8 protein-coding genes are annotated in these 12,028 nt (G+C 40.3%); 3 read left to right on the top strand and 5 right to left on the bottom strand.

Going from position 1 to position 12,028, the window contains the following annotated elements; genetic code table 11:
• Positions 1 to 44 precede the first annotated feature (44 nt).
• The 4 genes from gorA to dapA form a co-directional block, all read right to left on the bottom strand.
• Positions 45 to 1,400, bottom strand: coding sequence for a glutathione-disulfide reductase (gene gorA, locus HBL79_RS01480; protein WP_017807017.1), 1,356 nt, complete (start codon positions 1,398 to 1,400; stop codon positions 45 to 47).
• Between the two features lie 118 nt (positions 1,401 to 1,518).
• Positions 1,519 to 2,364 carry a 23S rRNA (adenine(2030)-N(6))-methyltransferase RlmJ gene (locus HBL79_RS01475; protein ID WP_035686943.1) on the bottom strand — a complete coding sequence of 282 codons (846 nt, stop codon included), beginning with the start codon at positions 2,362 to 2,364 and terminating at the stop codon, positions 1,519 to 1,521.
• Between the two features lie 123 nt (positions 2,365 to 2,487).
• Positions 2,488 to 3,492: an outer membrane protein assembly factor BamC gene (gene bamC, locus HBL79_RS01470; protein ID WP_017807019.1), complete on the bottom strand. Its 1,005-nt coding sequence runs from the start codon at positions 3,490 to 3,492 to the stop codon at positions 2,488 to 2,490.
• Positions 3,493 to 3,606: 114 nt separating this feature from the next.
• Positions 3,607 to 4,503 (bottom strand): 4-hydroxy-tetrahydrodipicolinate synthase, encoded by an 897-nt coding sequence (gene dapA, locus HBL79_RS01465; RefSeq protein WP_017807020.1) that lies wholly within the window; start codon positions 4,501 to 4,503, stop codon positions 3,607 to 3,609.
• Positions 4,504 to 4,642: 139 nt separating this feature from the next.
• Here dapA and bcp point away from each other — a divergent pair, with 139 nt between their 5' ends.
• A complete protein-coding gene (gene bcp, locus HBL79_RS01460) occupies positions 4,643 to 5,110 on the top strand; it encodes a thioredoxin-dependent thiol peroxidase (RefSeq protein ID WP_017807021.1) in 468 nt (155 codons plus the stop codon).
• A 529-nt stretch (positions 5,111 to 5,639) separates the two neighbouring features.
• Positions 5,640 to 8,267, top strand: coding sequence for a bifunctional acetaldehyde-CoA/alcohol dehydrogenase (adhE, locus tag HBL79_RS01455; protein ID WP_035686945.1), 2,628 nt, complete (start codon positions 5,640 to 5,642; stop codon positions 8,265 to 8,267).
• 402 nt (positions 8,268 to 8,669) lie between these two features.
• Here adhE and lexA read toward each other — a convergent pair whose 3' ends face one another.
• Positions 8,670 to 9,305, bottom strand: a complete 636-nt coding sequence (lexA, locus tag HBL79_RS01450; protein WP_035660202.1) for a transcriptional repressor LexA — start codon at positions 9,303 to 9,305, stop codon at positions 8,670 to 8,672.
• Positions 9,306 to 9,500: 195 nt separating this feature from the next.
• On the opposite strand from lexA, the gene plsB reads away from it, so the two are divergent.
• The gene (plsB, locus tag HBL79_RS01445) at positions 9,501 to 11,936 is read left to right on the top strand and encodes a glycerol-3-phosphate 1-O-acyltransferase PlsB (RefSeq protein ID WP_017807023.1); all 2,436 of its coding nucleotides are present in this window, start codon (positions 9,501 to 9,503) and stop codon (positions 11,934 to 11,936) included.
• Positions 11,937 to 12,028: the final 92 nt, after the last annotated feature.

Below are 12,028 nucleotides of genomic sequence, written 5' to 3'. Positions count from 1 at the left end.
GTTGGATTGATTAAAAATGATGAAAATTTACACCGCACTTAATATTAACGCATTGTTACAAATTCTTCCGACCCCGTTGGGTGAATGGCAACGGTGTTGTCGAAATCCGCTTTGGTTGCACCCATTTTGATTGCAACAGCAAAGCCTTGGATCATTTCATCAACACCAAAACCAATTCCGTGTAAGCCGACAATTTTTTCATCTTTACCCACACAAACCAATTTCATTCGGCAAGGTTGGCGATGTTGAGTTACTGCGCTGTACATTGGTGTGAATGATGATTTATACACTTTCACGTTTTCTGCGCCATATTGCTCAATGGCTTGCGGCTCAGTTAAGCCGATAGTACCGATTGGCGGGTGGCTAAACACTACAGTTGGCACAAGATTGTAATCTAAATGTTCGTTTGGTTTATTATTGAACAAACGCTCAGATAAACGGCGTCCTGCAGCAACGGCAACAGGGGTGAGTTCAATGCCACCTTCGATAATATCGCCCACTGCATAAATGCCTTTCACATTGGTGTTTTGATATTTATCTACTTTGATAAAGCCTTTATCGTTAGTTTCCACGCCTGCTGCGGCAAGGTTGATGTTCGCCGTATTTGGTTTACGACCAATCGCCCAAATCACTTTTTCAACAGTTTGCTCACGTCCATCTTCTAATTTTAAGGTGAAAGAACCGTCAGCATTTTTAACCACTTCTTTTGGAATGGAGTGAGTGTGCAGATGAATGCCATCTTGTGCCATTACTTCCACAAGGGTTTCTACGATAAGGGGATCAAAGCTACGCAATGGGCTTTGTTTACGCACAAATAAATGAGTGTCCACACCTAGGCTGTTTAATACCCCCGCTAATTCCACTGCGATGTAACCTGCACCAACAACCGCTACGGATTTTGGTAACGCGTTTAATTCAAATACGCCGTCAGAATCAATGCCGTATTCTGCGCCTTTAATTTCAGGGTGAGCAGGATAAGCCCCCGTTGCGATCAAAATATGATCTGCAGTGATTTTCTCGCCGTTTACTTCAACGGTGTGGGCATCAACAAATTTGGCAAAGCCTTTGATCACGTCCACGTTATTTTTGGCTAATACATTGTTATAAGAATTGTGGATACGTCCAATATAAGCCTGACGATTTTCCACTAACTTACTGAAATCAAAGTCTTTTACCGCAACATCAAAGCCATAATCTGGTGCATACAGATTGATCGCTTCGGCGATTTGAGCGCCATACCACATTACTTTTTTCGGCACGCAGCCCACGTTTACACAGGTTCCGCCTAGTTCTTTTGCTTCAATAATGGCACATTTTTTGCCATAGCTTGCCGCACGGTTAATTGAAGCGATACCGCCACTTCCGCCACCAATGGCGATGTAATCATAATGTTTTGTCATTTTTAACTCCCTAAATTGGTGAATTGGGCTGTGAATGCGAAAAAGCCCATAATAAATCTGCGCTTATTTTGCCGAAAAATACGGAGTAAAGCGACTAATTAATCTAATCGGTAAATTCTTACTCTGGAGTAATCCATTCCACCTTCCAGCTGCCCGTACCTTCTGGCACAAGGGTTTTGGTTAAATAAGGCAGAATTTTTTTCATTTGTGCTTCTAGCTGCCAAGGGGGATTAACCACAATCATTCCGCTTGCGGTCATTCCGCGTTGATCAGAATCAGGACGCACCGCCATTTCAATTTGGAGAATTTTGCGAATGCCGGTGTTTTCCAACCCTTTTACAATGCGCTTGGCTTGCTGACGTAACACCACAGGATACCAAATGGCATAAATGCCCGTGGCAAAACGTTTCACGCCTTCTTCAATGGCTTTTACCACCAAATCATAATCTTCTTTTAATTCATAAGGGGGATCGATCAAAATCAGCCCGCGTCTTTCTTTGGGCGGTAAGGTGGCTTTAATTTGCTGAAAACCGTTATCGCGCTTGGTGGTAACATTATCAAATTCTTTGAAATTATTGCGTAATAATGGGAAATCCGCAGGGTGCAGCTCCGTTAATAAGGCACGATCTTGCGGACGCAATAAATGTGCGGCGATCAGCGGTGATCCTGCGTAATATCGTAGCGATTTACCGCCATAATTCAGTTTCTTAATAAGGGCGACATAACGCGATACTTCTTCAGGCATTTCTGTTTGATCCCACAAACGCCCGATCCCTTCTTTATATTCACCGGTTTTTTCCGCTTCATTGCCGAATAAGCGATAATTCCCCACACCGGCGTGGGTGTCTAAATAATAAAAGCCTTTGTCTTTTTGTTGCAGACTTTCAATAATCAGCATTTGCACAATGTGTTTTAGCACATCGGCAAAGTTGCCCGCGTGGAAGCTATGACGATAACTCAGCATTTTTTTGCCCTTAAAAATTTGATAAAAAAAGACCGCACTTTATTTTTGCGGATTATGATAGTTAAAACGAAGGGCGAACATTCTGGCTCGCCCTGTGTCATCAAAGAACTGCTTGATGACAATTTATTTGGCTAAAATCGCTTGCAAGGCTTGGTAAATAGACTGTGCTTGATTACCTGAAAGCGCATTGCCGTCTTCATCGCTAATCACCACTGCACTTTGTCTGCCTAAATCAGAAAGTTGCATTGCATACTCCCCTTTTTCTAATTCAGGCGAAGCCACGCCAAATCTCGCCCATTCTGTTTTTTCTAATGGACTATATTTTAATTCACGATAGCCACGCCCCGGATTTTCTGACGTGGTTTCAAATCCTACTTGATTTAACGCTCCACGCAAACGCTGCCACGCTTGGTTAAAAGGTGCATTTAACGCTAATGCAGCACGACCGTTTATATCTGTCGTTAATTGCGTTTGAATTGGCGTTACCGCAGTGCTATTTAATTCACTTTGCTGTTTGCGATACGCCGCATTTAACTCACCAATCAGCTGATTTAAACGATCAGACGTATAACGCTGCTTTTGTGCCACTGTTGGGGTAAAAATAATATTATCCTGTTTCATTTGCAGAATTGACACCACCAACGCACTCGCCCCTTGATATTGCACTTGTTCAATCAAATAACGAATTTGCAGATCACCAATATCATCAGCTCGTCCAGTCAAAGTCCAATCAGTTTCAATGCGATTAGATGCCGATTGAAAGCTAATTCCCTGCTCTTTCAATAAACGAGCCACTTGATTAAGATTATAAATTGCTTCTTTGGACACAGGATAAACAATTAAAGAATGTTCTCCATCAAATTGAGCAACCGAATGATGAATCAATGCCATTGGCATACTTGGGGGACGAATATCCACAATTTCATAAGCTTGTTTCTTAAAATTAGGTAACGCATAGGTGCTATCTTGTTTCGGTAAATTTACGCCGCCACTCGCCAATGGAGAAAAAAAGACTTGCTGTTCTGCATATTTTTCAAAATTATCGTTTGCTTGTTGTTTGCTTTCATTGCTGGTAGAACAAGCTGTTAATACCATTAAAATCGGCGTACATAATAACCACTTTTTCATCTATTTATCCTCAAGATTACATAAAACTAATATGACCAACGTTTGATAACTATAGTATTAAAAAGTTTAGGGGCATTGAATGCCTCAATACCCCTCATCACACTTTGGCTAAAATTATAATAACTGAGCAATTTTTAACGCTTCAACCAATTTCGGCTGTGCCGCTTCACTCAAAGTGGTGAGCGGTAAACGCAACACAGGCTCAGGAATTAAACCTAATTTGTAAGATGCCCATTTCACAGGGATTGGGTTAGATTCCACAAACAAATCTTTGTGCAATGCCATTAAACGCTGGTTAATCACTTCCGCTTCATCAAACTTGCCAGCCAAAGCTAAATTACACATTTCAGCCATATCTTTAGCAGCAACATTGTTCGTTACCGAAATCACGCCTTCACCACCCGCTTTCATACTTTCTAAACCCGTGGCATCATCACCGCTTAAAACGATAAAATCCTCCCCAGCTAGCTGTTTAATCTTCGCCACACGGCTTACATCACCCGTAGCTTCTTTAATTCCCACAATATTTTTGATTTTCGATAAACGTGCTACGGTTTCAGGCAACATATCGCTTCCCGTTCTACCAGGAACATTGTATAAAATTTGTGGAATATCCGTGCTTTCTGCAATGGCTTTGAAGTGCTGATACATTCCTTCTTGGGTCGGTTTGTTGTAATAAGGCACAACAGACAAACAGCCCGCAACCCCACTGCCGTTGAGCAATTTCGTCATTGTGATGGCTTCACTGGTCGCATTTGCTCCCGTTCCTGCGATCACGGGAATGCGACCTGCGGCAAACTCAAGGGTCTTTAAGATCGTTTTTACATTTTCTTCAATACTTAATGTCGCGGATTCCCCCGTTGTTCCCACTGACACAATACCGTGCGTGCCAGCATCAATGTGATATTCCACCAATTTCTTTAAGGCATCAAAATCCACTTCACCATATTGATCCATTGGGGTAATCAGGGCGGTGATACTACCGTAAAATAAAGGATTCGTTGCTGACATAAAAGACCTCCGAATTATTTTTGTTATCTTAATTGAGTTTGCTTGATAAAGTTTGTTTAGGATCGCTAAAATAGCCCGACTTTGCAAGTTACTTTTTATCTTTTTTTTCGCAATCACCACATTTTTAAGGAGATTTCTAATGCAAATATTAAAAGCTGGCGATTTTGCACCGCACTTTACTTTACACGATCAAAACGAAAACCCCATTGCCTTAACGGATTTTCAAGGCCAAAAAGTGTTAGTTTATTTTTACCCCAAAGCCCTCACACCGGGTTGCACCACGCAAGCCTGCGGGTTACGCGATAGCAAAGCAGAATTGGAAAAACGCAACGTCGTCATTTTAGGCATTAGCCCCGATAGCCCGAAAAAACTCGCCAATTTTGCCGAGAAAAAAGCCCTGAATTTCACCTTGCTTGCTGATGAAGATCATCAAGTGGCTGAGCAATTTGGCGTTTGGGGAGAAAAAAAATTTATGGGTAAAACCTATGATGGCATTCACCGCATCAGCTTTTTAATTGATGAAACAGGTAAAATTGAAAAAGTATTTGAAAAATTTAAAACGGGTGAACACCATCAAGTAGTGCTGGATTATCTGAACACAAAATAACTCACTTTATATCAAATATGCTAACTATTTTAATTCATCGTTTAACGTAAAAAGTTACCCAACCAACAGTCCTTTCAATACTAATTGAAAGGATTTTCAGTCATCCATTCTATTTTGACTAAATACTAACGTTTATTCCAAAAATCCCCCCTAAATGTGATTGTCATCGACATAATTTTTCACTACAAATCGCATAAAATAGCTAAAAATTTAAGAGAGAGGTTACACTCATCAAACATAATTTTTCTCTTGAACGCAATGGGTAATTAAAAAGCTCACACCGTCTTGTGTTTCCTCTCCCTAAAGTCAGCAGAATCATCTCCTTATTCCTATAATGTCTTTTACGTTTTTAACAATAGTTTCAATTGTTAAACGCTCGTTAAGCACTTGTAAAATAGAATATTTTCATTTTGATCTGGATCACTATTTATTATAGTTATGCAAATTTGTACAAACTCTTCTGTTTTTAAATAGGTATAATTTCCCGTAGAAAAAAATTATTAATTTATAAACTTTAGGAGAAATCATTATGAGTAACGCTGTTGAAAGCACAGTGAGTTCAGCACAAGCTGAAGTGAATGCGTTAGTGGAAAAAGGGCTGGTTGCCTTAGAAAAATTCCGCCAACTGAATCAAGAACAGGTTGATTATATCGTGGCAAAAGCCTCGGTGGCAGCGTTGGATCAGCACGGTGTCTTGGCGATGCACGCTTATGAAGAAACAGGGCGTGGGGTGTTTGAGGACAAAGCCACTAAAAACCTGTTTGCTTGTGAGTATGTGGTGAACAATATGCGGAATTTAAAAACCGTGGGGGTCATCAGTGAGGACGATGTAACAGGCATCACCGAGATTGCCGATCCTGTGGGGGTTATCTGCGGTATCACGCCAACCACCAATCCGACTTCCACCACCATTTTTAAAGCCCTCATCGCACTCAAAACCCGTAACCCAATCATCTTCGCTTTCCACCCTTCCGCTCAACAATCCTCTGCTCACGCTGCCCGTATTGTGTATGAAGCGGCAGTGGCGGCAGGTGCACCCGAAGATTGCGTACAATGGATTGAAACTCCGTCAATGGAAGGCACGTCTGCCTTAATGAAACACCCCGGTATTGCAACCATTTTAGCTACTGGGGGAAATGCAATGGTGGAAGCGGCTTATTCTTGCGGTAAACCTGCTCTAGGCGTGGGGGCGGGCAATGTGCCAGCTTATGTGGAAAAAAGTGCGGATCTACAACAAGCGGTACACGATATTGTGATGTCGAAAGCCTTTGATAACGGAATGATTTGTGCTTCTGAACAAGCGGCGATTGTTGATGAAGAAATCTATGATGATTTTGTTAAAGAAATGAAATCTTACGGTGCTTATCTGGTAAATAAAAAAGAAAAAGCCCTGTTAGAAGAATTTATGTTCGGTGCAAAAGCGAACAGTGCCAACTGCGGTGGGGCAAAACTCAACGCAAATGTGGTGGGCAAACCAGCCCATTGGATCGCTCAACAAGCGGGCTTTGACGTGCCAGAAAAAACCAACATTTTACTTGCTGAATGTAAAGAAGTTGGGCCAAAAGAACCGCTCACTCGCGAAAAACTTTCCCCAGTGCTTGCCCTCCTAAAATCCCATTCTCGTGAAGAGGGCGTTCAATTAGCCGAACAAATGGTGGAGTTTAACGGTCTTGGACATTCCGCCGCCATTCACACCAAAGACGCAGAATTAGCGAAAGAATTTGGTGAACGCGTTAAAGCCATTCGCGTCATTTGGAATTCCCCGTCCACCTTTGGCGGTATTGGCGATGTGTATAACTCTTTCCTCCCTTCTCTCACCCTTGGCTGTGGCTCTTACGGCAAAAACGCCGTAGGCAACAACGTCAGTGCGGTGAATTTACTAAACATTAAACGAGTGGGAAGACGGAGAAATAATATGCAATGGTTCAAAGTGCCTTCAAAAATCTATTTTGAACGGGATTCAATCCAATATTTACAATCAATGAAAGGAATGGAGCGTGTGGTCATCATCACCGACCGCACAATGGTCGATTTAGGCTTTGTGGAAAAAGTGGCAAAACAAATCACTGCACGCGGAAATCACGTTACTTATCAATTATTTGCTGATGTTGAGCCTGATCCAAGTATTGAAACCGTACGCCGTGGGGTAGAATTAATCCGTAGCTATAAACCTGATACCATTATCGCCTTAGGAGGCGGTTCATCAATGGACGCGGCGAAAGTAATGTGGTTATTCTATGAACAGCCTGAAGTGGATTTCCGCGATTTAGTGCAAAAATTTATGGACATTCGCAAACGGGCATTCAAATTCCCACAATTAGGACGCAAAGCACGCTTTATCGGCATTCCGACCACATCGGGAACAGGCTCAGAAGTGACGCCATTTGCCGTGATTACTGAGGGCGACAAAAAATACCCAATCGCCGACTACTCACTCACGCCAACAGTTGCCATTGTTGATCCCGCATTAGTGATGACCGTGCCAGCTCACGTTGCCGCCGATACGGGCTTAGATGTACTTACCCACGCAACAGAAGCCTATGTTTCCGTGCTTGCCAACGACTTCACCGACGGCTTAGCCTTACAAGCCATCAAATTGGTCTTTGAAAACCTCGAGCGTTCAGTGAAAGAGAAAGATCCTGAAGCGCGCGAAAAAATGCACAACGCCTCCACAATGGCAGGAATGGCATTTGCCAACGCCTTCTTAGGAATGAACCACTCTCTCGCGCACAAAATCGGGGGACGCTTCCACACCCCACACGGACGCACCAATGCGATCTTAATGCCACACGTTATCCGCTATAACGGCACGCGACCGCAAAAAGTGTCCACTTGGCCGAAATACAACCACTACAAAGCCGATGTGAAATACCAAGACATCGCCAGAATGCTCGGGCTGCCTTGTGCCACCCCTGAAGAGGGCGTGAAATCGTTCGCCCAAGCCTGCTACGATTTAGCAGCCCGCGTCGGCATTCAAATGTCTTTCAAAGAACAGGGCATCGATGAACAAACGTGGCTTGCGGCTCGCCGTGATATTGCATTACTCGCCTTTGAGGATCAATGCTCCCCAGCCAACCCACGCTTGCCATTAGTGGAAGATATGGAAGTGATCTTAACCAATGCTTATTATGGTTATGATCCCGCTCAATACAAATAAAAAATCACGTTAAAAACCGACCGCACTTTTAAAGTGCGGTCGAACTATAGATAGAATTTTGTCGATGTGTTTACAAAGATAGGCTCTAACTAGTTACTAAAAAAATCAAATTTTCTTTAAATATTATTAGCACTTAAATTAACAAAATAATCGTTAATCTAAAAAAGCATAAATAATGCCGTGATACGATGCGAGCTAATATTATTTTGAAGTCAAACCACTATAAAGTTTCCTTTTTTCTTTATCAAATAACTTAAAAGATGATACATCTTTAACACGCTTTCCTTTCTTCTATCAATAAAATGCTAGTAAATTCTTAGCTATCGCTAAATTGATGAGGATTTCATATAAATCTTCGATCCGAAGAATATATAAATATAACCACTATGACTAACTAATAGATTACATCCACGCATTATTGCGAATAATCCCAACTGCAATGCCTTCAATTTCAAAATTCACGGGTTGAGAAAGATCGACAATAATAGGCTCAAACTCTTCATTTTCCGCATGTAAATAAACTATAGCACCTTTACGCTCAAGGCGTTTTACCGTAACCTCATCTTCAATTCTCGCCACAATCACTTGCCCATTACGAACATCTTTTGTGCTGTGAACGGCTAATAAATCTCCGTCTAAAATGCCGATATCTTTCATCGATTGTCCATAAACCTTCAGTAAAAAATCTGCTTGAGGCTTAAACATATTAGCATCAATTTTATAAGTACCTTCAATATGCTGCTCAGCTAAAATAGGTTCACCAGCTGCAACGCGTCCAACTAACGGCAACCCATCTAACTCTTCTTCATCTTCTTCATTCACTAGCAATCGAATACCTCGCGATGCTCCAGCAATAATTTCAATGACTCCTTTTCTTGCAAGAGCTTTGAGATGTTCTTCAGCGGCATTAGGTGAACGAAACCCAAGCTCTCTAGAAATTTCTGCTCGTGTTGGCGGCATCCCTGTTTGTTCTAAGTGTCGTTTCAGTAGATCATAGACTTGCTGCTGACGGGCGGTAAGGGCTTTCATCATACTCATAGCATCCTCCTGTTTTTATATACATAATCACTGTTATTATATACATAAAAGAATTTGTTGCAATATTCTTAGTGCTTTTTGATCTTTTTTACTGAATTTTAATAAAATTTGAATATGAAAAGGAAAAACGATATCAAATTTTTATGTTAAAATACCGCTCACTTTTGTACTAATTAATTTAATTATGGAATTTGTATGACAAGTGTGCTTAATTTATATAGAAAATTATTAGAATTCCCTCTATCTATTTTAGTAAAAAATAATCCAATTCCTCACAATCCTATAGAAGAGCTGGCTCTTAATATTGCTCAACCTGTCGTATATGTATTGCCTTATACTTCGCAAACAGATTTAGTGATTTTTCGGAAAAATTGTTTAAATGTAGGTTTGCCTGATCCATTTGAAAAAAATGTAATTGGAAACCTCACATTGCCGCGTTTTGTTTTCTTAGATGAAGGAAGACGTTTTTTTAAATCTAAAGGAGCTAAGAAAGAGACGATTGCTATTTTTAATAAATATTTAGAATTACACCGCACTTTAGTTGATCTTGATGTGCAAATTATTCCTGTTTCCGTATTATGGGGGCGCTCTCCAGGACACGAAAATAAATCTAGCCTACCTAATTTACGTTTATTAAATGGAGTTCAGAAGTTTGCTGCTGCAATTTGGTTTGGTCGTGATACTTTTGTGCGTTTTTCACAAGCTGTTTCTTTACGTTATATGGTTGAAGAACATGGTTCAGATGAAAAAATTGCGGCAAAATTAGCTCGTGTTGCAAAAATCCATTTCTCTAAACAGCGTATTTCTGCTACAGGTCCAAGATTACCTAATCGCCAAGCTATGTTTAATAAATTATTGCAGTTACCAACTATTTTAAAAGCAATTGAAGATGAGGCAAAAAGTAAGAAAATTCCATTAGAAAAAGCACACAAAGAGGCTTATAAAATTTTAGATGAAATTGCAGCAAACGTGAGCTATGAAGGATTAAGAATGGCGGATCGGTTCTTACGCTGGTTATGGAATAAGCTTTATCAAGGTATTGATGTGCAACATGCTGATCGTGTGCGTAAACTTGCACTTGAAGGCCACGAAATCGTTTATGTACCTTGTCACCGCAGTCATATTGACTATTTATTGCTTTCTTACGTACTTTATCATCAAGGCTTGGTAACACCACATATTGCGGCAGGAATTAATTTGAACTTTTGGCCAGTTGGTGCGATGTTCCGCAGAGGCGGAGCCTTTTTTATCCGCCGTACATTTAAAGGTAATCGCCTTTATTCAACGATTTTTCGGGAATATTTAGCAGAATTATTCCATCGCGGTTATTCTGTAGAGTACTTTATTGAAGGAGGCCGATCTCGCACAGGGCGTTTGCTTGCCCCAAAAACGGGAATGATGTCAATGACGTTACAGGCATTACAGCGACAAACCCGCCCAATTTCAGTCGTCCCCGTGTATGTTGGCTATGAACACGTTTTAGAAGTGGATACTTATGCTAAAGAATTACGCGGAGCAGCCAAAGAAAAAGAAAATGCCGGCTTAGTATTGCGTGTTATCAAAAAATTACGCAATTTAGGAAAAGGCTATGTAAATTTTGGCGAACCTATCATTCTAAGTAATTATCTGAATACGAATTTTCCTGAATGGAAAGAAACTCATTCTGAAGATGACCGAACTCAGTGGTTTAATAAAGCCGTAGATGCAGTATCTAACCAAGTAATGGTAAATATTAATAATGCAGCTGCGGTAAATGCAATGAATTTAACGGGAATGGCATTACTATCTTCCCGCCAACGGGCATTAACGCGTAAACAGTTATTAGAGCAATTAGCTAGTTATCAGCAATTTTTGCAAAATGTCCCTTATTCTGCAGATATCATTATCCCCTCAGAAACACCTGAAGAGATGTTAGAACATGTATTAACTTTAGATCGTGTTGGTGTACTTATTGAGAAAGATAACTTTGGTGAAATTGTCCGCTTAGAACGCAACTCTGCTGTATTAATGACTTATTATCGCAATAATATTCAGCATTTATTTGTGCTTCCTTCTTTAGTCACAAGTATCGTATTACATTACGGTGCAATTCAAAAAGATCTGGTTTTAAAAGCTGTTGGAAAAATTTACCCTTTTCTACGTGACGAATTATTTTTACATTTCAGTAATGATGAATTAAAAGAACGTGTAGAAAATATTATCCGAGAATTGCAACGGCAAAAGATTATTCAATGTAATGAAAGTATCTTGTCAATTTATAAACCTCAAGTTAGAATGCTACAACTTTGGTCAGCTGGTGTAAGAGAAATCTTACAACGTTACTATATTACAGTAAATATTTTACAAAATGATCCTGCCATTTCTCGAGCCACATTGGAGAAAGAAAGCCAATCTGTCGCTCAACGTTTATCTGTATTGCATGGAATTAATGCACCAGAATTTTTTGATAAAGCTGTATTTTCAGCATTTATTGGAAGCTTAAAGGAAAATAACTATTTTGACGAGAATCATCAAGTCAATCTATCTTTACTAGATGATTTAAGCCAAATTCTCTGTCAGCTCATATCTGCTGAAGTCGGACTTACGATTAGGAGTGCGGTCGAAAAAATAAAAGATGCAAAATACTCTTGATTGATTTAATGAAAAGCCTTATTAATTTAATAAATTCGCTTAGCATCTAGAATGAAAAATGCGGTAGAAAACTACCGCACTATTAAAAATGA

It is taken from the genome of Avibacterium paragallinarum (assembly GCF_011765605.1).
GTDB classification, from domain to species: domain Bacteria; phylum Pseudomonadota; class Gammaproteobacteria; order Enterobacterales; family Pasteurellaceae; genus Avibacterium; species Avibacterium paragallinarum.
Note: the sequence above shows the minus strand (reverse complement) of the source record. Positions and strands in the feature narration are given on the sequence as shown.

Excerpts from the sequence above, each read along its gene's own strand:
- gorA (WP_017807017.1), bottom strand. The coding sequence starts at position 1,400 with ATGACAAAACATTATGATTACATCGCCATTGGTGGCGGAAGTGGCGGT.
- HBL79_RS01475 (WP_035686943.1), bottom strand. The coding sequence starts at position 2,364 with ATGCTGAGTTATCGTCATAGCTTCCACGCGGGCAACTTTGCCGATGTG.
- bamC (WP_017807019.1), bottom strand. The coding sequence starts at position 3,492 with ATGAAAAAGTGGTTATTATGTACGCCGATTTTAATGGTATTAACAGCT.
- dapA (WP_017807020.1), bottom strand. The coding sequence starts at position 4,503 with ATGTCAGCAACGAATCCTTTATTTTACGGTAGTATCACCGCCCTGATT.
- bcp (WP_017807021.1), top strand. The coding sequence starts at position 4,643 with ATGCAAATATTAAAAGCTGGCGATTTTGCACCGCACTTTACTTTACAC.
- adhE (WP_035686945.1), top strand. The coding sequence starts at position 5,640 with ATGAGTAACGCTGTTGAAAGCACAGTGAGTTCAGCACAAGCTGAAGTG.
- lexA (WP_035660202.1), bottom strand. The coding sequence starts at position 9,305 with ATGAGTATGATGAAAGCCCTTACCGCCCGTCAGCAGCAAGTCTATGAT.
- plsB (WP_017807023.1), top strand. The coding sequence starts at position 9,501 with ATGACAAGTGTGCTTAATTTATATAGAAAATTATTAGAATTCCCTCTA.